The organism is Pedobacter sp. NJ-S-72 (assembly GCF_053890575.1).
The window spans coordinates 2,304,367-2,326,322 of record NZ_CM132681.1; the positions used below are offsets into that span (position 1 = coordinate 2,304,367).

General features: G+C 38.7%; 27 protein-coding genes and 4 pseudogenes. 7 read left to right on the forward strand and 24 right to left on the reverse strand.

What is annotated here, in order from left to right; all coding sequences use genetic code 11:
- Positions 1-5 precede the first annotated feature (5 nt).
- Entirely contained in the window at positions 6-647 is a 642-nt protein-coding gene (locus ACWYN3_RS15465) for an MFS transporter (protein ID WP_456221943.1), read from the reverse strand.
- Between ACWYN3_RS15465 and ACWYN3_RS15470 the strand changes: the two genes are divergently transcribed.
- Positions 633-893, forward strand: coding sequence for a hypothetical protein (locus ACWYN3_RS15470; protein ID WP_456221944.1), 261 nt, complete (start codon positions 633-635; stop codon positions 891-893). The genes ACWYN3_RS15465 and ACWYN3_RS15470 overlap by 15 nt on opposite strands.
- On the opposite strand, the gene ACWYN3_RS15475 is transcribed toward ACWYN3_RS15470, so the two are convergent.
- From ACWYN3_RS15475 to bla, 23 genes and pseudogenes are all read right to left on the reverse strand, one after another.
- Positions 853-1,131, reverse strand: coding sequence for an AMP-binding enzyme (locus ACWYN3_RS15475; protein ID WP_456223032.1), 279 nt, complete (start codon positions 1,129-1,131; stop codon positions 853-855). The genes ACWYN3_RS15470 and ACWYN3_RS15475 overlap by 41 nt on opposite strands.
- A complete protein-coding gene (locus tag ACWYN3_RS15480) occupies positions 1,101-1,439 on the reverse strand; it encodes a hypothetical protein (RefSeq protein WP_456221945.1) in 339 nt (112 codons plus the stop codon). The genes ACWYN3_RS15475 and ACWYN3_RS15480 overlap by 31 nt, the downstream gene beginning before the upstream one ends.
- Positions 1,430-2,430: pseudogene (locus ACWYN3_RS15485) on the reverse strand (AMP-binding protein). The gene ACWYN3_RS15480 and the pseudogene ACWYN3_RS15485 overlap by 10 nt, the downstream one beginning before the upstream one ends.
- Before the next feature lie 291 nt (positions 2,431-2,721).
- Positions 2,722-2,937: a discoidin domain-containing protein gene (locus ACWYN3_RS15490; RefSeq protein WP_456221946.1), complete on the reverse strand. Its 216-nt coding sequence runs from the start codon at positions 2,935-2,937 to the stop codon at positions 2,722-2,724.
- A complete protein-coding gene (locus ACWYN3_RS15495; RefSeq protein ID WP_456221947.1) occupies positions 2,934-3,872 on the reverse strand; it encodes an alpha-L-fucosidase in 939 nt (312 codons plus the stop codon). The genes ACWYN3_RS15490 and ACWYN3_RS15495 overlap by 4 nt, the downstream gene beginning before the upstream one ends.
- A 251-nt stretch (positions 3,873-4,123) precedes the next feature.
- The gene (locus tag ACWYN3_RS15500) at positions 4,124-5,335 is read right to left on the reverse strand and encodes an aminotransferase class III-fold pyridoxal phosphate-dependent enzyme (RefSeq protein ID WP_456221948.1); all 1,212 of its coding nucleotides are present in this window, start codon (positions 5,333-5,335) and stop codon (positions 4,124-4,126) included.
- A 95-nt stretch (positions 5,336-5,430) separates the two neighbouring features.
- Positions 5,431-6,426, reverse strand: a complete 996-nt coding sequence (locus tag ACWYN3_RS15505) for a phosphotransferase (RefSeq protein WP_456221949.1) — start codon at positions 6,424-6,426, stop codon at positions 5,431-5,433.
- 127 nt (positions 6,427-6,553) lie between these two features.
- Complete coding sequence (locus ACWYN3_RS15510; protein ID WP_456221950.1) at positions 6,554-7,972, reverse strand: MGH1-like glycoside hydrolase domain-containing protein; 1,419 nt, start codon at positions 7,970-7,972, stop codon at positions 6,554-6,556.
- Complete coding sequence (locus ACWYN3_RS15515; RefSeq protein WP_456221951.1) at positions 7,942-8,532, reverse strand: hypothetical protein; 591 nt, start codon at positions 8,530-8,532, stop codon at positions 7,942-7,944. Before ACWYN3_RS15515 ends, ACWYN3_RS15510 begins: the two co-directional genes overlap by 31 nt.
- A 21-nt stretch (positions 8,533-8,553) precedes the next feature.
- A pseudogene (locus tag ACWYN3_RS15520) lies at positions 8,554-9,508 on the reverse strand (beta-galactosidase small subunit).
- A 23-nt stretch (positions 9,509-9,531) separates the two neighbouring features.
- A pseudogene (locus tag ACWYN3_RS15525) lies at positions 9,532-10,920 on the reverse strand (beta-galactosidase domain 4-containing protein); the annotation flags it as partial.
- A complete protein-coding gene (locus tag ACWYN3_RS15530; protein WP_456221952.1) occupies positions 10,911-11,438 on the reverse strand; it encodes a sugar-binding domain-containing protein in 528 nt (175 codons plus the stop codon). The pseudogene ACWYN3_RS15525 and the gene ACWYN3_RS15530, both read right to left, overlap by 10 nt.
- 5 nt (positions 11,439-11,443) lie before the next feature.
- Positions 11,444-11,650, reverse strand: a complete 207-nt coding sequence (locus ACWYN3_RS15535) for a hypothetical protein (protein WP_456221953.1) — start codon at positions 11,648-11,650, stop codon at positions 11,444-11,446.
- 68 nt (positions 11,651-11,718) lie between these two features.
- Entirely contained in the window at positions 11,719-13,236 is a 1,518-nt protein-coding gene (locus ACWYN3_RS15540; RefSeq protein WP_456221954.1) for a RagB/SusD family nutrient uptake outer membrane protein, read from the reverse strand.
- A 9-nt stretch (positions 13,237-13,245) separates the two neighbouring features.
- A complete protein-coding gene (locus ACWYN3_RS15545; protein WP_456221955.1) occupies positions 13,246-13,842 on the reverse strand; it encodes a hypothetical protein in 597 nt (198 codons plus the stop codon).
- 64 nt (positions 13,843-13,906) lie between these two features.
- Positions 13,907-14,896 carry a TonB-dependent receptor domain-containing protein gene (locus tag ACWYN3_RS15550; RefSeq protein ID WP_456221956.1) on the reverse strand — a complete coding sequence of 330 codons (990 nt, stop codon included), beginning with the start codon at positions 14,894-14,896 and terminating at the stop codon, positions 13,907-13,909.
- Positions 14,897-14,955: 59 nt separating this feature from the next.
- Positions 14,956-15,480, reverse strand: coding sequence for a hypothetical protein (locus ACWYN3_RS15555; RefSeq protein WP_456221957.1), 525 nt, complete (start codon positions 15,478-15,480; stop codon positions 14,956-14,958).
- A gap of 163 nt (positions 15,481-15,643) precedes the next feature.
- Entirely contained in the window at positions 15,644-15,958 is a 315-nt protein-coding gene (locus tag ACWYN3_RS15560) for a TonB-dependent receptor plug domain-containing protein (RefSeq protein WP_456221958.1), read from the reverse strand.
- Positions 15,858-16,364: a carboxypeptidase-like regulatory domain-containing protein gene (locus ACWYN3_RS15565; protein ID WP_456221959.1), complete on the reverse strand. Its 507-nt coding sequence runs from the start codon at positions 16,362-16,364 to the stop codon at positions 15,858-15,860. Before ACWYN3_RS15565 ends, ACWYN3_RS15560 begins: the two co-directional genes overlap by 101 nt.
- A gap of 199 nt (positions 16,365-16,563) precedes the next feature.
- Positions 16,564-16,974 (reverse strand): helix-turn-helix transcriptional regulator, encoded by a 411-nt coding sequence (locus ACWYN3_RS15570; protein WP_456221960.1) that lies wholly within the window; start codon positions 16,972-16,974, stop codon positions 16,564-16,566.
- Complete coding sequence (locus tag ACWYN3_RS15575) at positions 16,971-17,723, reverse strand: hypothetical protein (RefSeq protein WP_456221961.1); 753 nt, start codon at positions 17,721-17,723, stop codon at positions 16,971-16,973. The genes ACWYN3_RS15570 and ACWYN3_RS15575 overlap by 4 nt, the downstream gene beginning before the upstream one ends.
- An 11-nt stretch (positions 17,724-17,734) precedes the next feature.
- The gene (locus ACWYN3_RS15580) at positions 17,735-18,244 is read right to left on the reverse strand and encodes a tetratricopeptide repeat protein (protein ID WP_456221962.1); all 510 of its coding nucleotides are present in this window, start codon (positions 18,242-18,244) and stop codon (positions 17,735-17,737) included.
- A gap of 155 nt (positions 18,245-18,399) precedes the next feature.
- Positions 18,400-19,286 (reverse strand): annotated as a pseudogene (gene bla / locus ACWYN3_RS15585) (class A beta-lactamase, subclass A2).
- Between the two features lie 385 nt (positions 19,287-19,671).
- Here bla and ACWYN3_RS15590 point away from each other — a divergent pair.
- The 6 genes from ACWYN3_RS15590 to ACWYN3_RS15615 all read left to right on the forward strand — a co-directional run bounded on the left by ACWYN3_RS15590 (position 19,672) and on the right by ACWYN3_RS15615 (position 21,956).
- Positions 19,672-19,998, forward strand: coding sequence for a TetR/AcrR family transcriptional regulator (locus ACWYN3_RS15590; protein ID WP_456221963.1), 327 nt, complete (start codon positions 19,672-19,674; stop codon positions 19,996-19,998).
- A gap of 7 nt (positions 19,999-20,005) precedes the next feature.
- Positions 20,006-20,338 carry a hypothetical protein gene (locus ACWYN3_RS15595; RefSeq protein WP_456221964.1) on the forward strand — a complete coding sequence of 111 codons (333 nt, stop codon included), beginning with the start codon at positions 20,006-20,008 and terminating at the stop codon, positions 20,336-20,338.
- A 31-nt stretch (positions 20,339-20,369) separates the two neighbouring features.
- Positions 20,370-20,516 carry a hypothetical protein gene (locus tag ACWYN3_RS15600; RefSeq protein ID WP_456221965.1) on the forward strand — a complete coding sequence of 49 codons (147 nt, stop codon included), beginning with the start codon at positions 20,370-20,372 and terminating at the stop codon, positions 20,514-20,516.
- 73 nt (positions 20,517-20,589) lie between these two features.
- A complete protein-coding gene (locus ACWYN3_RS15605) occupies positions 20,590-21,000 on the forward strand; it encodes a hypothetical protein (RefSeq protein WP_456221966.1) in 411 nt (136 codons plus the stop codon).
- Positions 20,978-21,229, forward strand: coding sequence for a hypothetical protein (locus ACWYN3_RS15610; protein ID WP_456221967.1), 252 nt, complete (start codon positions 20,978-20,980; stop codon positions 21,227-21,229). Before ACWYN3_RS15605 ends, ACWYN3_RS15610 begins: the two co-directional genes overlap by 23 nt.
- 454 nt (positions 21,230-21,683) lie before the next feature.
- Entirely contained in the window at positions 21,684-21,956 is a 273-nt protein-coding gene (locus tag ACWYN3_RS15615) for a hypothetical protein (RefSeq protein ID WP_456221968.1), read from the forward strand.

The window sequence follows — 21,956 nt, forward strand, 5'->3', positions numbered from 1 at the left end:
CTTAATTAATCAGCTATAAATGACAATACATCTACTCTTTTTTTTACCCGACTTCTGTTATAAAATAATTTAATCACAGTTAGTAATAAGGCCAGGGTGATCAATCCTATACTTGCCCATACAGTATATTGAATACCCTTATTCATAATAATCCAGCCGCCAATTGTCGTTCCCAATGCAATGCCCAGGTTTGTAAAAGCAACACCCAGACTATTTGCAAATTCCTCCGCTCCTTTTGCAGCAGAACTAATCCACGACTGACCAATTAAAAAACAGCCCGTATGTACAAATCCCCAAACTGCTGTAAGTACAATCGTGTAAATATTATAACCGTTTGTGAAATACAGCATAGTATAAATCAGCGCAAGTATCAAAAGAGAAAACACCAATGTGGCGGGCAAACTTTTACTTAGCATTTTCCCCGCAACCCAGTTTCCGGCAACGCCTAAAATGCCAAACAACATCAGCATTTTACTGATCTGAACACCATTTAAGTGGTTAACTTTCTCCATAAAATCAGCGAAGTATCCATAGAGAGTAAACATAGCAGCAATCATCAATGAGGTAATGATAGCCTGCAAAAGAAAAGCGGGTTTCGCCAATAAACCTAATTGCGCACCGACTGATCTTTTTTGAGTAACCTGCATTTAACTGGCCTGGAAAACACAGCTACTTTAGCGAATGAAACCAACCAGATTGATCCGGATGTTGATGCAAATTTTGACACGATAATCAAGCAGGACCCTCATAGCGCTGTTGCCAGTTCAATTACTGCTTTCAGAAAGAAAATTAAAGAGTATGACGCGCAAAGTGATATTCGCAATAAACTTTATGATATAGCCAATTCAGTGATCAGGACTTCTTTAAATAAAAATGCTCATGCTCCATTATAACTCCCTTAGCTTTACGTTCGGCCTCCATTCCTCTTAACTCCACTCTTCTTATCTTTCCACTGATCGTTTTCGGTAAGGCAGTCACAAATTCAATAATCCGTGGCATTTTATAAGGAGAAAGTTTGTTTCTGGAATAAGAGAACAGTTCATCAGCCAGTGTCTTTGCCGGTTCATAGGCTGTATTTAAAATTACGTATGCTTTGACTTCTAAACCTTTGACTGCATGAGGGCTGCCAATAACAGCAGATTCAAGAACAGCCTCATGTTCAAGTAAAAAACACTTTCTACTTCAAAAGGCCCGATACGATAATCTGAAGATTTAATGACATCGTCATCCCGGCCCACAAACCAGATATATCCATCTTCATCCTGGTAAGCTTTATCACCAGTATAATATAATCCATGTTTAAAGACCTCTTTTGTCTTTTCCGGATGACCAGAATAATCTCTGAAAATGCCATTTGGTTTTCCCGTATCCATCTTCACACAGATATTCCCTTCTTCGCCCGCTGGCAATTCTACGCCATGCTCATCAGCTATGACCACATCATATAAGAAAGTTGGTTCCCCATCGACCCGAATTTAACTTCATAACCGGGTAAATTGGCAACCAGACAAGTACTCTCCGTCTGCCCAAAACCATCACGTATCAATAGACCTGTACCTTTCTTCCAGGTTTCAATCACTTCGGGGTTTAATGGCTCCCCTGCTGCAACACATTCCCTTAAATTGAATTGATAAGATTTCAGATCTTCCTGAATAAGCATCCGCAAAACTGTCGGAGGAGCACAAAAAGTACTGATTTGATGTTTTTCTATTAATGCCAGCGTTTCTTTCGCATTAAAACGCCCCGTTTGGTGAAAGGCAAAAATTGAAGCACCGACATTCCATGGGGCAAAAAAACTGCTCCACGCAAATTTTGCCCAGCCCGGCTGTGAGATATTATAATGAATATCTTCTTTTTTTAACCCGATCCACGAACTTGTAGTCAGGTGGCCAAAAGGATAACTGAGATGTGTGTGTATGGCTACTTTAGGCATACCTGTAGTTCCCGAAGTAAAAACAGGAACAGCGCGTCGTCTGACCGTGTGATTGCCGATACGGCCAGATCATCTTCCTTTTCGATATCTTCAAGCGTGTACCAGCCTGCCCGTTTTCCTTCGGCAATGATTTTCACCTTAATTTTTTTCCCGCACAGATTTTCTGCTTCTTCTATCTTGGAAGCGTTGTCAGCATCAGCAATAACGACCTCAGGCATTAACTTTTCGAACCGATAAACAAGATCAGGGACACCTAAAATATTAGCCGCAGGGATCATCCTGAAACCTCCTTTAATGGTAGCGAGCAAACTAAACCAGTTCAATGGCTGTAAAGACATTTGGGTTAGTATGATGTTATTTTCCTGGATCCCCTTGTTTCTAAGAAAGTTCAGCAGCTGATTGGTTTTCCGACTGATTTGCAGAAAGGTGAAATTAAGAACGACCTTTCCGTCCGTCCATAATAACGCATTTGCATCCGGTGTTTCTTTGACATGAATCCCCTCAAAAACATCATTTGCCCAATTAAAAGAATTCGGGCTTTATAATTTGAAGACTTTTGAGTTGTTCAAACTGCTGCGCTGCTATAAGTTCTCGTATTGTCCTGAATGTTCCTTCCATATTCGAAACCTAATTTAGCATAACAAATCTTAGATCCTGTTAAAAAGGATTATCTTCTTTCATTAAACACACCGAACTCAGCAATCTCAACTGTTGAACCGGTATTCTCGATTTGAATTCTCACTTTATCACCATATACCGTATCGAAACGGTGAATCTTGATTTTATGATCATTCACTCCAGAAAAAAATTGTCTTCCATACGCCATCTAAACGATATTCCAGTTTATACTTTTTAATGGTAACCGGAGTTTTATCCGCAATTACTACTGTATTGAAAGCTTTCTCTCTTCTGAATTCAATTTCATACCATGGTTTTTCAACTCTTGGGTTAACCCTCCAGGTTGTGTTGAAGTTATCATCATTTGCGAAATCCATAATATTCATATCCTCACTCCAGCTACTTTCGAAGGTTGATTTTTAGCAAGATTACTGGAAATCACAGGTGCATCTGCTGCCGGCAATTTTTGTGTAGCACCGTCATTTTTCCAGACTTTCCCTATTTCTTTTAATGCGGCCAATGCATTGTCATCAATCAATCCATCACGGTTTGGTGCCACATTCAGGATAAAATTGCAATACGCATTGTTGAATGGAATAATATTTTCATTTACCATTTTAAGCGGGTCTTTTAAAGCAGTTGTTGGAAAAGATGTTTTCCAGAACCAGTTTTTTTGCAATGGCAAACAAGAAAGAGCCGGCAGTTTATTGGTTTCTTTTGAAATATGCTGACCCGCTCCCTGCTCATATGATTTGATATCAGTATAGTACAATGCCTCTGCAGGATATTTGGCTGCATTTAAATCCATTACCAGACAATTCGGCTGGATTGATTTAATCAAAGTATAAATCTCTTCAAATGGAACATCATCATAAGATATTCTTGACCATGGGGCATCCCATCCGTCAATAATCAATGCATTGATTTCTCCATAATTAGTTAGCAGTTCTGTCAATTGCGCTTTGATCATTTTTATATGTTCGGGCGTAATCAGGTTTGGTCTTAACTTATGATGTGTATCCAGAATAGAATAATACAACATCACTTTTAACCCGTTTTTTCTAAAAGCATTGGCATATTCTTTAACCACGTCTCTTTTCAGCGGACTGTTCATGACGTTATAATCCGTTGTTTTTGTATCCCAGATTGCAAAACCACTATGGTGTTTCGTAGTTAAACAACCATAAGTCATGTTTGCAGATTTCGCCGCTTTTGCCCATTGCTCACAATCCAGCTTTTTAGGGTTAAAGATTGCAGGTGAAGCATCCGGATCAGGCCAATCTTCATCCGTATAGGTTGGAATATTATAATGGATAAACATTCCAAAACGCAGGTCAACAAAGTCTTGTTGTAACTTAGTAAGGTCTTTCCCTTTTTGCAGGGATTTACTTTGCCCCCATGAAAATCCGGGGCAAAAATGAGCAGTAGCATAGCGAATAAAAACTGGTTAGTTTTTTTTTTTTCATAATTGATTGGTTCTGGTTAGATGCCTGTTTAAATCTAAACAGGCATTAGGTTGCTAAATCATTAAAGCTAATTTATTTCCCTCAACCAAACAACTCTGATCGCTTATTAATACCCTGCCAGCACTTCATCCAGATGTGCAACAAAAGATGTGGCATTCTCTATATTAAATACCATTGGCGGCTTAATTTTCAACACGTTGTGTAAGGGCCCGTCTGTACTTAACAAAAACCCGCGATCCTTCATTTGTTCTACAATTCCGTTAATCTCGGGGACAGCCGGACTTAAAGTCTGATGATCTTTAATTAACTCTACTCCAACAAATAACCCTTTCCCCCTGACGTCCCCGATCAGTTTATGTTTTTTCATTAACTCTTTAAGGTTTTTAAGGAGGAAATCACCAGTTTCCATTGCTCTTTGTTGTAATTTCTCCTCTTGTATGACACGCATGACTGCAATCCCTGCTTCCATAGATACCGGGTTCCCGCCATAGGTATTGAAATATTCCATCCCGTTGTTAAAGGCTTTAGCAATTTCTTCAGTAACCACTACCGCAGCCAGCGGATGTCCGTTTCCTATAGGTTTCCCTAATACAACAATATCAGGTTCTACATCCTGTAGTTCAAAACCCCAGAATTTTTCGCCTACCCTTCCAAAACCAACCTGTACTTCGTCGGCGATACATAACCCGCCCGCGTTTCTCACCAGCTGATAAACCTCTTTCAAATATCCTTCCGGTAAAGGAATTTGTCCGCCGACACCCAAAAGTGTTTCACAGATAAAAGCAGCTATTCCAGTTCCCTTTTCAGCGAGTTGATCAATAGTTTCAGCTATAGATGCAGCATATTTCTTTCCGGCATTTTTATCACCATAACGGTAATTGCCGCGGTATAAATCAGGGTTCATTCCTTTATGAATATAAGTCTGCTGCCCCGCCCCGCCTGGCCCATCATTTATAAATTTATAGGGACTCAGTTCCATGGCAACCGTTGAAGTCCCATGATAAGCATGATCCAGTACAACCACATCTTTCTGGCCTGTAAAAAACCTGCTGATCCTGATTGCAAGATCATTCGCCTCGCTTCCTGAATTTGTGAAATAACAGACTTTCAATTTGGAAGGCATTGTGGCCGTGATCATTTTGCCATATTCAATCAGGCTATCATGCAGGTAACGGGTATTGGTATTCAATTTTGCCAGTTGTTTTTGCATCGCCATGACTACAGAAGGATGACAATGCCCCACATGGCTCACATTATTTACACAATCAATATAAGTATTGCCTTTATCATCATATAAATATTGCAAAGCACCTCTCACAATTTTAAGCGGCTTTTTATAACTGATACTCAGGTTCGCTCCTATAAATCTGCTTCTTTCTTCTTTTAAACCGGCATAATCATCATCCGTTTCAATTACAGTATCATATCCGCAACATTGATAAAAACGGTCTTTGCGTGCATCGGATTAATTTTAATCAATTGATACAGGAGCATCCAGGCTTGCATTTCAGATATAAAATGATGTTTATTATCACTCTGAGATCTTAGTCTGGCTGAAGTGGTTACACTTTTGCATAACCTCGCTGCGATCAGATAATATAAGACAGAAAGCTCTGTTTTGGTCAGCGGATACTCAGCGTGATAACTTTTGATTAGCTTTTCTGCGATAACCAGCGGATCGAACTGCCTGAACATGGCATAAGTACAAGCCACAGCCAGGTTATTAATCAGCGTGCTTTCTACCATGTCTCCAAAATCGATGATACCGGAGACTGTATCATTGCTGATCAAAACATTATAGTCATTGGCATCATTATGTATCACAGCTTTTCTTAAATCGGGAAGCAGTGGTACAACTTCCATTTCATATTGTAATAAGAAATATGAAGCCATCGTCCGCTTTTCATCATCTCTGATATATTTTAGGTTTTCCCGGCTATTTAAAACATTGGCCAGGTCCCATTCTGTAAAACGATAAGCAGCAGGGTGCACAAAACCGGCAAGATGTTTATCCAGCTGACCGAGCACATTTCCCAGACTTTCAAAAATCTCTGGCTGAGGAAACAACAAATCTCCAACACAAGTACCTGCCAGATAAGACAATACACGGACATAGAGGTTTTCTCCGTTTTCTTTGAGTGTTGTCAATGCGTCTCCATCTTTATTATCTATGACAGACTGTATCATATTACCTACCAGAGTATCTGACAAATGCTGCATGGCTTTTAACTGGGCATCCAGAAAATATGGATGTTCTAAGTCAGTATTTACCTTGCAAATGAATCTGTTGCCCTGGTTATCTGTTAATAAAAAATTCTGGTCTTCATAACCCGAAGTTTTTTCAACAGAAACTTCAAGATTGTAGTATTTACTGATTAGTTCTTTAATATAGTTTTCGGAAAATATCATAAAAAGATGTGTTTTGGGGATTGTATTGTGGCTCTATTGAGATCTGTATTTTTTTTTTATTCGTGCTGTAATATATTTCTTTTAATACAAATAATTTCATCTGGCAAATGCAAACAACGCCTGATTGTCACTTCACATCTTCTTTCAGCATCAGGAGTAAATGTGCAGCTGACCAGCTGAAATTAATAGCATTCAGGCCTTTGCCGGTTATCGGATGATAATTCTCTCTGATTGCACCTTGTCCGTTTAAGCCGTTTGCGTTTTTTAATAACCGGGCAAAAAAAGCTGAAGCTTCCTTGTGATAACCATATTGATGCAATCCATTCAAGCCAAAATAAACCTGATCAATCCACACCGGGCCTCTCCAGTAACCTTTTAAGGGATCAAAATTTGGATGATCTGCTGAAAGTGTAGGTAATGGAACCGCTGTATTAAACTTATCGTCCTTTTCCATCATCCGGAGTACAGAAGCGGCTTGCTCCTGATTTGAAATACCACTCCACAGCGGTATCCATCCCTCCGGCCCTGTCACTTCAATCCAGCTACCATCTATCAGTTTATCGTAATAAAACCCCTTATCCTGATTGTAAAAAGTATCATTGATCAGTTTTTTCAAAACGGGACGCTGTGCCTTCCACCGGTCAGCTTCCTGATTCAAACCTGTTGCAAAAGCTATTTTAGCCATATAATCTTTCTCTGCGTAGAGATAAGCATTGAGGTCTGCCGACTCCTGGTTTAAAGACCAGGCAGATTCATTATTTTTAAGCATTACGGTCTGATCAAATCTCACCGCATTATCCATCCCGCTTTCCCACAATGCAGCTATTCTTGTCCCATCTGTTGAACCATATTCACAAAGACCATTTTGATTATGATCTCTGTTCTCATACCACCATTGATGATAAAGTACCAATTTAGGATAGATGGTCTTCAAAAATTCCTGATCATGTGATCGCTGATAGATTTCCCATGCCGCCCAGGCTGCAAGTGGTGGTTTTGTATCCCGCCAGTTATTCTCTTTTTTATCGGTATAAATACAATCAGCTATCATTCCATATTTATCCTGATAGTCAAACATGGCCAGCATATTTTCTTTTGCCAGTGAAGGCAGAAAATAACTCAATCCTACTGCTTGTTTCCAGCTATCCCAACTCCAGAACCCATAAAACCCCTGGTAATTCAGCGAAGGAAATACCCCGTCATGCAATAAATCTTTCGCCTTGCTTCTCCAGTTGGTCATTAGTGTGACTATAGATTTGACAGCCAGTCTGCGCCGGATATGATCAGTAATCCTTGCTCCTGGTGCATCGAAAAAAGCATTTAAATACTGGTTCCAGCGTATCTTATTTGCCTGAAGAGCTTTATTAAAATTAACTTGTTCTGCCTTTAAAGCTTGTTTTCTCTCTGAAGGGGTATCCAGAACTTGTAACTCATACCTTTCTGTACGTGTGTATTCATGAACTTCTTTAGGTTTAAATAGCTTGCTGACCGTACTCGCTATATATCCATTAGGCATTAACTGGTAAGAAAGCTTTTCTTTACCCAAAAACCTATCTGAAACACATGTCCTTTATTAAAAACCACCTGTATACCATGAGTCTTTTGCTTTAACAGAACATCCTTGATCAGACAGCTGCCTGACCATGATAACTGAATATTTTTATGCTGCGCTGACTGGTTTGTAATGACAGTATGAATCATAGCAGTCCTGTTGGATACAAAAATCAGTTGCAACTGAATTTTTAGTCCTTCAACAAGAATTTCCTGTTCCAGCAGACCCGGAAAATAATGCAGACTTGCTTTCCCTTCACTCAGATCAATTTTTCGCCCCGAAAGGGTTACAGTTAGTTTAGACATTGTATTGGCCAGCCATTCCCCCTCCATATCCATCACTAAAGGCCCTATAAAAGAACCATAATCGGTTTGTTCGGAAGGCAGAGTATAAGCATGCCATGCACCCAAATCTGAAAACACATTGGCTTCAATTTTTGAAGGATGAAGAACCTGATAACCTAATTTCAAAACATCAGGATACTGATCCCTTGAACTTTGCCCAAAAGCAGTGCTCAGCATGAAGCTGAGCACTAAAAACATAAATAATTTCATTAGCAGATTTTGTTTGTATATCTATTTCTTTGCACGTGCTGTTAAAACCTGTTTCTTAAAGATTGGTCTTAAAGTAAAGGAGTATTTATAATCCTGATAAGGCAGGCGGTATTGAACATGTGTTTGCGCTCCCCAGCTATTATCTCCTCCAACACCTATCTGCTGAAGATCGATATTCCACCAGATCAGGTTATCATTAGTCATTGATCCTCCATGGACGTTTTCAGGAGCATCTTTATCAAAATCAAGCTTCTTCATATCAAAATGAAGTACACCTATACTGAGCTCAGGCGCACCTATAGCCATTAATCCCGTCCCTTCACTATTGAGAATTGCAGCCCATTGCACACCCGTGCGATAACCACTTTCCTGTGCTCTAGGATAAGGATAAAAAAGCGAGTCTGCACTCATTTGATACACATCGGTATGGGCAGCATTTTCTATCTGAATAGTTATCAAAAGGCCCTTTTCCCAACCAGCTTACCTGATCAAATTCAGGGTTCAAGATCATTCTCATCCCTACTCTTTGCATTTCTGGAAAATTGCCGCTACCTGTTTTGATTTGATAATTGACCTCCACGTCTCCATTGCTATGAATAGTATAAGTAGTTGTACAGGTAAGTTTAACCTCTGGCAGCTCATGTACAGTTATAATAAGAGCTTTATCTTTAGTCAGAAAGCTGTTTTTAAAAGATTTTAAAACTGCTTTTTTAAAAGCATTCTGCCAGATCTTACTTCTGATCTGCAAACTATTCCCAATATCATTATCAGTTGCTGCACGCCAGAAATGAGGTTCCAACGCTTCTTTGATCAGCTGTTTACCCGCAATAGTATAATCTTCCAATAACCCGCTTTTTTGATTAAACCTAACAGAAAACTCAGCGGTGTGATAGTTTAACTGATCACCTGAGGCATTGATTTCCAAAGGTAGAATTGTCTGAGATAATGGTTGTACAAAACCTGTTTTAACAGGCAACTTAAACTGCTCTTTAGCGATTACAAAGCTCTCAGGCAGCAGAGCCGATGCTTTTTCCACATAAACTTCGAGGCTTATATAATAATCCACACCGGGCTGAGATACAAAATCAGGAACTTTTAAACTGATTTCCTGTTCACTTTGAGGCTGCAAATCAATCTTCTCCAATACCCCCCGAGCAACCAATTGTCCATCGCCTTTAATAAACCACCTTAACTCATAAGCTGATAAATTTGAAAAGTCAAACCTGTTCTTTATTTTAAAAATATAAGTTTTAAGATCTTTAGCTTCAAATCCGACATTCTGATATACTTTTTGCAATTCGTAAGCCTGTGGGTGAAAAGTACGGTCTGCTGAGAGTAAGCCATCCGCACAAAAACTAGTATCGCTAGTTAAACCAACCTTTCCCATATCTCTGCCATAAGCCCAGATTTTATTACCCCGACTGTCTTTACGGGCAAAGTCTGATCGGCGAAATCCCAGATAAACCCTCCCTGCAATTGCGGATGTTTATAAATTAAATCCCAGTCATCCTTCAAATTCCCGCCGCTATTTCCCATCATATGGGCGTATTCACATTGAATCATTGGTCTTTCACGCCATTTTTTCACATAATCTCCCATGACAGTCAACGATTTATACATCGGGCAGTAGATATCCGAATACTGTGCTGGTTTTGCAGCCTCATATTGTACCGGACGGGTATCATCCTTTTTCTTTAACCAGTTGTAACCAGCAATCAGGTTCTCCCCAAAGCCACTTTCATTTCCAAGTGACCAGGTGATAATACAGCTAAAATTCTTATCCCTTTCCCACATTCTTTCTATCCTGTCCAGATAGGCATTTTTCCAGTCGGGTTTATCAGATAAGGTTTTCAATGGGGTAAAACTCATTCCGTCACATTCGATATTCGCTTCATCGATCACGTATAAACCATACTGATCACATAAAGAATACCATTTTTCTGAATTAGGATAATGGCTGCACCTAACAGCATTGATATTCAACTCTTTCATGATACGAATATCCCGCAGCATTCCTTCCTCAGTAATTACCTTGCCGGTCAGCATATCATGTTCATGACGGTTTACTCCTTTAATTTTCACAGGTTTACCATTGATTAGAAACAAGCCATTTTTAACTTCTGCTGTTCTAAAACCCAGCTGGTGAGTGATACTTTCGACAACCTGCCCTGCTCCATTCAACTGGATGATTTCTAATTTATAAAGCTCAGGATGCTCAGCATTCCAGCTTTTCACCTGCTCTATTTTACCTGAGAACTTAAGATTCTGAATATTTCTGATCCATTGATAAGATTGATAAACCAAATGACCAGAAGGATCAGATATTTTTGCAATTATTTTTCCCTGAACCGGACGATGCCCCCAGGGTTTGTTAAAGGTCACCTCCACATCAAACAGACCATCTTTATATTCCTGATCCAGCGTAGCCTTAACTTAAAATCAAAAATGTGAAATACTGGTCTTGCGATTAAAAAAACGCTTCTTTCAATGCCGCTTAATTTCCACATATCCTGTCCTTCAAGGTAAGTAGCATCGCTGAACCTGAACACTTGCAGCGATACTGTATTCTTACCTTTTTTTAACGCCCTGGTAATATCAAATTCTGTTGGCGTTTTACTGTCTTTACTAAAGCCCATATAAACGTTATTAATCCATAAATAAAAAAATGAGTTTACAGCCCCAAGGTGGATAAATACCTTTTTGTCCTGCCAGGAAGGGTCAATTGTAAAATCTTTCTGATAAGACCCTACCGGATTATAATCGTGGGGAACAAATGGTGGGTCTGGTGGAATAGGATATTCTACATCTGTAAAAATGTATTTATCAAACCCTTCTGTTTGCCAGTGTGCCGGTACTTTAATAGTCTCCCAGTTTTTAGTCTGAGCTGTGTTTTTAAAGAAGTCCAATGATCTTAGTGCAGGATTTTGGACCAGTTAAATCTCCATAATCCATCCAGAGATTGCATCAAAGGTTTGTTGGGAATAAACCATGCATGTGGGTGTACTACATTTAAAGAAGGTTTCAGAGGATTTTCCCAGTCAGGATCTTGTGCATTCAGTTTAACCGGGATAAAAAAAAGGTAACAGCTAATCAAATAAATCAGTTTATTCAAATTCATGGAAAAAGAGGTAATGAAAGGCTATATTGCTATAGCCTTTCTGGTCATCTATTTATTAAGAGCATCGGTTATTTTGCATCCGGGTTATTAATCACCTCTTTTAGCGGAGTTGGATAAAATGCCTGGGCTGGACTAAATTTTCTGCCCGCAGCCTGCATATTCTGACTGAGCAGCCCCCAGCGTCTTAAATCGTAAAACCTGCTGCCTTCCAACGTAAATTCCATAACTCTTTCATGTACAATCTGATTAAATACAGCTTGTTTATCTCCACTAACCGCATCTGGCAAACCAGCACGCTTACGTACCTGCGTAATATAGGTTAGTGCCTCTGTGCTCCCCTTTTCATTTAATACCTCAGCGTACATTAACAGGACATCTGCATAACGCATCAGCGGAAAATTAATCGCATTTGACATTCCTATTCTTGCAGGAGTTGCTGGAATCCATTTTCTAAAAGCAATGGTCTGGGCCCCTGCACCGAACATATCATCATAAGTACTTCCATACACCTGTGGATCAGCACTATTATTAAAATAAGCATCATTAAAATATAACGTCTGATATGCTCTCAGATCATAATTACCATTTGCTATTTTACCTTCTTTGAGCATTTCGGCTAATAATCGTGGAGTTCCATAAATCTCTCCATAGCCACCAAGTTCTGACGCTGCAACCCAATCGCTTAAATAAGACCGGTAAACTGCTCCGCTTGTGGCATCCGCCGATTGCTGCAATTCAAAAACAGATTCTGGACTATTCTTAGTCACCCCGTTAAACATCTCCAAAAATTTAGGGTCAAGGGAGTATTGAGTAGAAAGAATAACTTTCTGCAACCAGTTTTGCGCTTCTTTATAATATGCTGCTGCATTAGCTTTATCATCACCTGCACGGTATAAATAAACTTTACCTAAATAAGCTTGTGCAGCATTTTTCGTAACCCTGCCTAGTTCGGTAGCCGGTCGCTGAGCTTTTAAAGGCAAATCAGGTTCTGCTTCTTTAAGGTCTTTCAGAATGAATTCATAGACCTCTGACCTGGTAGAAAATGGTTTAGACAATTCAGCCTCCGAAGCCGGCACTTTATCTCTGATAATTACCTGGCTAAAGTTATTCAGCACTTTGAAATGGTAATAAGCCCTAAGAAATTTAGCTTCCGCTACGATCTGCTTTTTACTTATATCATCGATCGCGCTAGTATTCATTGCACCCACATGGTCGATTACCTGGTTGGCAAAGTTGATTCCACGATAGTTTTCTCTCCATAACAGATCAATGGCATAATTTCCAGAGGTAAATTCAAAAGTATAATGCTCTGTCCACCATGGATAATTATAGGCATCAGCTCCTGGAATCACATAATCTTCTCTGTAAAATTCTCTTACAGAGCGTGCTTCTACATAATTATCCCAGGCAACAAATCCTTCCAGCTGCGAATAGGCAGCCGCCAGACCAGAGAGTGCACGCTCTTTAGTTGTCCAGAAATTATCAACGGTCAACTGATCCGGAACACTTTGCTCCAGTTCACTTTTCTTACATCCGGCAGCTAACAGCCAAAGACATAATATGCTATATAATATTCTATTGTTCATATAATTCAGTTAAAAGGTCAATTGAATACCTGCCAGTAATCTCTTATTTTGGGGATACATCATTCTGTCTACACCAGTATCCAATGTGCTGAATGTTCCAATTTCCGGATCAAGACCTGAATATTTAGTGAAGGTGATCAGGTTTTGTCCGCTGACATAAACTCTTAACCTCGTGATTTTCATTTTTTGAAGGAGTGATGCAGGAAGTGTATAACCCAGTTGTACGACGAGCTTTAACCTGAGGTAAGCACCACTTTCAAGGAAACGAGTTGATTCACGTGCGTTTCTGTTTGGATCACCCAATACTGCACGCGGCATATCAGTATCCATGTTTTGCGGAGTCCAGGCGTTTAAAGTGCTGGTCAGGAAATTCCTGCCTGCATCCATTCCTTCCAGTTCAAAACGGTTACCGTTATAAATCTTATTTCCTCCTACTCCCTGCCAGAAAAGAGATAAGTCAAAGTTTTTGTAGTTTACTGCTAAATTTAAACTGTACTCATATTTGGCAAAACCTGAACCCTGATAAGTTTTATCAGTCTCATTGATCACTCCATCACCATTGGCATCTTTAAACCGGACATCTCCAGCTTTAGCATTAGGCTGCAAAACATCGCCACTGGCATTTTTGTAGTTAGCAGCTTCAGCATCTGATTGAAATAAGCCATTGGCTTCATACAGATAAAAAGCACCAATCTCTTTTCCAACTTTGGTCTGCGTAGGGATATGGTCTGTTCCCGTATCTTAAACCCGTACCATAAAGTACCTGGTTCTGATTAGCTAAATTGAGCACCCTGTTTTTCAACAAGCTAACTGCTGCGCCCAAATCAAAGTGCCAGTCGTTTCTGCTGAATTTATAATTGGTTTCCAGCTCTAAACCTTTATTTGAAATCTTACCTACATTCAGGATAGGGTCATTCAGTCCTGCTGATGGCGGAACTTCTTTGGTGATCAGTAACCCATCTGTGATATTATCAAAATAGTTCAGGGAACCTGTAAACTGATTATTAAATACGCCAAAGTCAAGACCTATATTCTTAGATTTGATAGTCTCCCAGCGCAGATCTCTATTTAATAAAGAATAACTGGCAGATCCAGGCCATGGTGTAGATCCTGAACCCTGGACATATCCTCCTGACCAGTTGTTTGCAGTGGTAACTAATGCCTGATGGTCATAAAACCCTAATCCGCCCTCATTACCCAATTCTCCATAACTAGCCCTGATTTTCAGACTGTTCAACCATTTAACTTCTTTCAAAAACGATTCTTTATTGATATTCCATCCTACTGATGCAGAAGGAAATACGCCGTAACGCCTGTTTTCTCCAAATACAGAAGACCCGTCTCTTCTGGCAGAAACCTGTAACAGGTATTTCTGATCATAAGCATAACTGATCCTGCCTAAAGTAGAAAGGCGGACATATTTATTATTAGAACCTGCGGCGTTAAAGGTTCCGCCCAAACCTGCGGTAATAGTATTAAAATCAGGATCACTGAACCCTCCCGGAACTTCAGTCTCCACAATCTTACCGTTTACTACAGTTCTGACAATAGTCTTACCATCGACAGTTGCACTTAAAAATCTGTTTGTTTTTTCCTGCGCGGTATAACCTGCTACCACTTTGATACTATGTTTATCAAAATCGACATCATAGTTTATCAAATGCTCTATCAGACGCTCTTTATAATTTGATATCCTGTTATATACCCGCGGATAAGAAACTAAAGGATCATCATTGCATTTGCCCTGAATGGAGGATTATGAGCATAATCTTCTGTCTGGCTGGTTATATAATTTAAGTTAGCAGTATAGGTAAGGCCTTTATATAACTTAAGCCCGAACCGTATATTCCCTCCCAGGTACCTGGTTTTGGTATAACCGTCAAGAAAATGATCTGCTGCAATTGGGTTTTGAAATTTAGGAAGGCCATTTTCGGTTAACCCGTAGCCGTATTTCTCATTGTTATCCATTACCGGCAGTAATGGCGATTGAAAGTAACTGTCTTTCGTATCAAACTTAGCTGCATCGGCCGAAGTTTCTGAGTAAATAATATTACTTCCCACAGTAAGAATCCCTTTGGTAAAATCGTTTCTCAGTTTTACAGATTTCTTATTGAAAGAGGAACCGATAAAAGTACCCTTATCATCTGTCAGGTCTCCGCTCAAAGCATAAGTCAGGTAGTCTCCGCCCCCGCTTAAATTCACATTATAATTCTGAGAAATCCCCTGACGGTTAATTTTTGCCAATCGGTATTGTTAGCACTGCTTTTAGTCAGATAAGCAGGGAAAGCTGAGGGTGAAATACCTGCATTAGTATACATCTGAGTATGCAGCTTTTTATAACCATCTGCATTCAGAAAACTGTATTTCCCAGTGGGGTTAACAGTGCTGTAATAAGCAGACACATCTATTACAGGTGTACCTTTTTTACCTTTTTTTTTGTAGTAATCAGAATAACCCCATTCGCACTGCTCGATCCATAGATAGAAGCTGCAGCCCCATCTTTTAAGACCTCAATAGAAGCGACATCATTATTACTCAGATAATAAGGGTTTCCTGGCACACCATCAATAATATATAATGGCTGATGTGTACCAAAAGTACCGATCCCTCTTAAACGAACATCAGCTACCTGCCCCGGATTTCCTCCCGGACTGCTGACTGTTAAGCCTGCGACACGCCCTTGTAAGGCATTTATTGGGTTGTTTGAGGCAACCTGCTGCAATTTCTCTCCGCTTACTTACAGAGCTTACCGCACTGGTCAGGTTACTTTTTCGCTGGGTTCCGTAACCGATGACGACTACTTCATCCAGCCCTTTCATATCCATCAGTAAAACAACCCGTATTTCCTTACCTGGGGTAACTGGTATTTCCTGTGTTTTGAAACTTACAGCCGAAAAAACAAGAATATCATTTGCAGCTGCATTGATCGTAAACCTGCCATCTTCGCCAGATTTTGTGCTGAGCACAGCACCTTTAATTTTTATATTAATCCCGGCAATGGGCTGATCAGCCTCATTTAGAATTTGTCCTTTTACCGGGCTATTTTGTGCGAATGCTGAATATGCGGTAAGCATTATGACAAACAGCCCGAAGAGTAAATGGATTGGCCATCGTAGATTTTTAATCATAATATTTGGTTTGGTTAGGTTGATCCCCGAATCTTATGATCCGGTTATTTATTTAATCAAACGTAATATTAACGTGACTCAAAAACGAGATATGAACCTCTACACGGTCTATGACCTTACCCCTACAAGACCTCTACAGCTGTCATTCAAAGCTCCCTCAAAACCTATTTAAAGTCGACTTCAAGCCCTCAAATGCAGATTAAAATGATTTCAGGAAGTCGTTCAGGTTTTCTTGCTGTGCGAGATCAAAATGCTTACGTAAACGATATCTTGCCATCTCTACAGACTTCACTGAGATATTATTTAAAGAAGCAATTTCTTTAATTGATAAATTTAACCTGATCTGTGCTGACAACCTGATTTCATTTTGAGTAAGTGTCGGAAATTTCTGTTTCAGGTTATAAAAGAAATCCTGATATTTTGCTTCAATCTGTAAATTGAAATCTTCCAGGTATTTTTCAATATTGATATCATATCTGAATTTATTGATCAGCTTAAAGAGTTTTGAGGATAACCCTTCAGGATAAGAGTGAGCAATAGCATTGATCTCTTCCATAAAACTAGTAATCAGCTCATTTCTATGTGACATATAAAGCGCATAGTTCTTCAATTTTCGGTATGATTGAATTCCAGCTTATTATTGAGAGCCATTTTATCTAAAACAGTCAATTCCAATTCCTTCTGAATCAGTTGTTGCTCCATTGCTGCCAGCTCAGCTTTCTTCCGCTGTCTTGCCCTCAGTTTATTGTAAAGCAAAAATCCAATAACGAATAACAGGACAATGATAATAGCTAATGTATTTCGCTGATAAGATTTAAGGCTTTTCTCTAATGACAATGCTTTAATTTCCCGTTCTTTTTCTTGCGCTTCTCTTTTCATGGTTAAGGTAATCAGTGCATTCACCTTATTTTTAGAGAGGAACTCTTCTCTTACAATATTGTATTTATCAATATTAATATAGGCCTGTTTATAATCGCCCGTGAGTTTATACAATTGTGAAAACACCTTATAATTATCAAGCAGGTTCTCCTTTCTGGAATTTGAGGTTGACTGATCAATATAAGCCCTGGCTTTGTTTAAAGCGACTAATCCTTCCGGATAACGACCCAATTTGATCAGGGAGAAAGCCATCTGGTTATTCACCTCTGCAAGTGATAAAAGCTTGCCCGTAGAGTGCTTGAGCGAAAGATTAAAATACTCAATTGCCCGGTTATACTCATTCAGATTATTGCTGCTTATACCCAGATTGTTATAAGCAGCACTGATTAAAGCCTGGTTCTCATACTGATCGGCAATAATCAATACCTTGTTAAAATAGTTATTTGCTTTTCGGAATTCATTTTTAAGCTGGTAGACCAACCCTATTCCATTTAAAAAGAAACTGCTGCTTTCTCTTCTTTTCCTATCTTTTTATACAATTCATAAGCCTGGGTATGATATTTCAAAGAGAACTCAGCATTCTCCACATCATAGTAAACCCATCCTAATAAAGTATAGGTTGCACTGATCTGTTCCTGATTTTCTTCTTTTTTATAGATTTCCAGCGCGTTAAAAGCGTATTCAAGAGCCAGATCATAAATATCATTATACAAATACCCTTCAGCTAAAAACATCAGCGCATCTGCTTCCTGTTCTTTAAGTTTATTCTCATAAGCAAGTAAATAGGCTTCGTAAGCATAGGCAATAGCCTGATTCGTAGAATCCCTGTTTAAATTTTTAGCTTTTTTAGTTAGCCGGCTAATTTTATCTTTGATAGGATCCGTTAAAGGTTTTGCTGGATCTGCATCTCCTTTTGCTGCAAAGCAAGAAAAACAAATCAAAAACAGCACAGTAAGGCAGGTCAGCGTTAAGGGTTTCACCCTTTTGGTAATTGTCAGCATATTTGGTTATTTCTGTTTGTTTTCGAGGCTTAAGACAAATCAGAAATTAAATATAGAGAATAAAAAATACCCTGCTTTATTTCTGGCATTTAATGCCCTCAAAAAGAGAACACGAACCAGAAATAAAGCAGGGTATTTTTTTATTCTTTTTAAGACTAAGGTTTCCCTGCGGTCAGGTAATCCCAGCTTGCTTTAGTCAATTCGGCCATAATTGAATCGGTTGCTTTTTCATCTTTTAGTCATCGATCGATACAAAGATAGCTACAGCGAAATGCTTTCCATCAGGAAGAGTTACAATACCAATATCATTCGAAGCGGTTGTTAACCCCGATTTATTCGTGCCGGAACTACCAGTTTTATGTGCAACCACAGTACCAGCTGGTAATAACCCTTTGATCTTATTTGGTCCCGTAGTTGTTTCTGTCATTACTTTCCATAAGAATTCATGTGATGTTTCAGAAAGTATCTTTTTACTATAAAACAATTTCAACAACTGTGTAGCTGCACCTGATGTAGTCCAGTTTGTAAACTGTACCTGATCATTCTGGTGCATCTGCTCTTCTGTGGCTGTAACAGCGACTTCTTTGATGCCCAGGCTATGGATATAACGGTTAACTTTTGCCGGGCCACCAATTAATCTGAACAGAATATCACAGCCATTGTTATCGCTCTGTGAAACAGTATAGCCTAAAATTTCTGACAAGGGAATTTGGACCTCTCCATTTGGGTACTTATCTCTTAAAGGGCTCCAGGTGTCTGGTAAAAGGTCACTCTTTTTAATCAGTATTTTTTGATCTAACTTCAATTTGCCCTGATCAACCTGGTTCAAAACTGCCAGTGCAAGATGAAATTTATACACACTTTGCATGGGTAGATGTTTTCCACCATTAACAGTTAATGTATCTCCATTCTGCAAATCTACCAATGAAAATCCAACTGTTGCAGCATGAGCACTCACAATTGTCTGAAGCTTTTCCCGCAAATCACTTTTTTGTGCGAAACCACTCACTGAAACACCCAGTAAAAACGCTCCGCAAATCATCCCTTTTATTGTAAAAAATCCTTTCATAATACTAAATAACGGATAATTTTCATTTAGCGTACAAATGTTTCCTGATAAAGTTCATCAGATAATCCTACCAATTAATCTTCTTTTTCTTAGCTGCTGGTTTTGAGATCCTAAGCGACGAATAAATTTCCTGTTGCGCTAAATGAGCTAATAAAATCATCGAAATTAAAAAAAAAGCTAAGTCACCACTTTTGAATAAAATATCCCCTATATTGCCTTTTAGGAAACATCATTAACCTCTACCTATGAAAATTATTTTACCTATAGCTAATTTTAAGCGGGCAATTCATGTCCTGGCATACCTTAGATCCAGGCAGAAGATTATCGAAAATTAAGAAGGAATATTCATCCCCCGGCTATGGAAAGTAAAGACAATGTCAAACACAGGAATAAAGAACTGACCAAAAGAAAACTTCTTCAGGCCGTAGGTGAAATTATTATTGAAAAGGGCTATTCAGGTTTAGGGGTGAACAAAATTGCGAATAAAGCAGGCGTGGATAAAAAACTCATTTACCGTTATTTTGGTGATGGCAATACACTGGTTGAAACTTATATTCTGGAAAAAGATTACTGGCTTGGTCTGGCTGACAAACTACAGGAATTCAATGACATTGAGACACCGGATAAAGCTAAAGAGATTATATCAGCAATATTAGAACGCCAGTTTTTCTTTCTTCTACGATGAAGAAGCTATGCAAAGACTGATTCTGGAAGAATTAACTTCCAAAAGCTCACTGATGGCCAGTATCTGCAATATTCGTGGAAATATAGGTGCAAGCCTGTTAAAGCATACCGATCCTCATTTTAAAAATTCTGAAGTAAACTTCAGAGCAGTAAGTGCTTTACTCGTCTCTGGTATTTATTACCTGGTTTTACAAGCCAGAATTAATGGAGGAACCATTTGCGATATAGACATCAATGACCCCGCAGGAAGAAAAGAAATCACTAAAACCATCCGTCATATCATCGAATGGGCTTACGAAGCACCTGTTAGTGGGCATAAAAAAAAACTTAAAGGAAACTAAAAACATTTTTTCAATAAACGCTAGAAATACAATGAAATATGAACTGCAGGAATTCAAGTCGATGGTTGACGCCTTACACGAAAGTGATGGCTTTGAAACCTGGATGACTGAGCAGCGTAATCCTATTGAAAATATGGCTATGGAAGCTGGAAGCTGGACGCATCTGTCAGAAATTTAAAGACGTCAGTTTACAAAAAGATGCAGTACTCTTCACCAAATATTTCCATCAGCATCAACATGCACTGGTCGTTATGGCCGATCAGGTTTATGCCTTTTTTTTAAAACAGCATGGCAATGATGAGGACGATAGTGAAAATGAAGCCGAGTTATCGCTACAACGACTATATAATGCTTTAGTCAGTATCCTGCAATTTATGCAGACACAGTTAAAGATATTTTTTAAAACAGATGGAAAAGTCCCTTCCAGCTTTATCGAACAACATCAATATCAGGAAGAACGAAATCATATTTTCATAGAGAAAGCATTGTTGGAAAGAAGCATAAATGCTACCATTGTGACACACCTGATCACCGTTTTAAGGTTCGAAGACCAACAGCCAAATGATGAAATATCTTTTGCTGTTTACACCTATGTATTGAAAGTACAAAAGGAATTATTAGTTTACCTGCAAGGAAAGGATGATGATGAAACAAATAACTAACTACAGGATACTCAAGTTACTAACCACTTTAAATCTCAATAGTATCGGAATCTATGAACATTATCATGGAGTAATCAATGATAATCAACTCCCCCATTTTAAAGCTACTGGTTTTCAAAAACCAACTGACCCTATTAAAATGTCCTTACTCCTGTTTATTATTACTGAAATAAATTCTTTGTATGCATTGAAGTTAATAGCAAAAGAGCTTTATCCTTTAGAAAACTAATCCGACTATTTGACTGCAGACAATACGTAATTCCTTTTCAGGTAAAAAAGAGTGCTATATTATCTTTATATAAATTTTAAACAGGTTCTGAAAATCTGTATCTTGATAATTATAATTTCAGCATGATTTGATTCAGAAAACTGAAGATGAATAAATATACAAAGTACTTACTGATATTTATTTCCATTACAGGATTTGCGGCTTGTGTAAACGCAGACCGCACAAGAGCTTTGTTTGATGCACAACTGGATGTTTTCAAAAAAAAAACGAGATTTATAAAGAGGTACAATCTACAACACACAAGACCCTTAAGAAATGGATAGCCGAAGACCTTGATGGTACTCATGTACTTAAGTCGTGTATCTGGAAGGTAGATGATGCGGTATTCTTCAACAGTAAAAAAGACAAATGTTACCTGTTATTGTTAATTCAGGACAAGAATACAAAAGCAGAATTGGATTACGTTTATGTCATGTATGGTGCATTGGAACATGACCAGTGGGTAATTTATTTTACTGGTCTGTCTACAATGGCCTTTCCAAGAAAAGAAGCCAGTGATGATAAATATACGCCGGTGTCTATGACTATCCTTTCCATGTTAAGCAGAGACGAAATACTTAAACATTATTATAAGGCAAACAGGCATATTAATGATGAATATGTAAACAAGGTCTATACGGCTGAATTAAAAAAGAAACAGGAATTATTTCTCCGAAAAAAACATTAG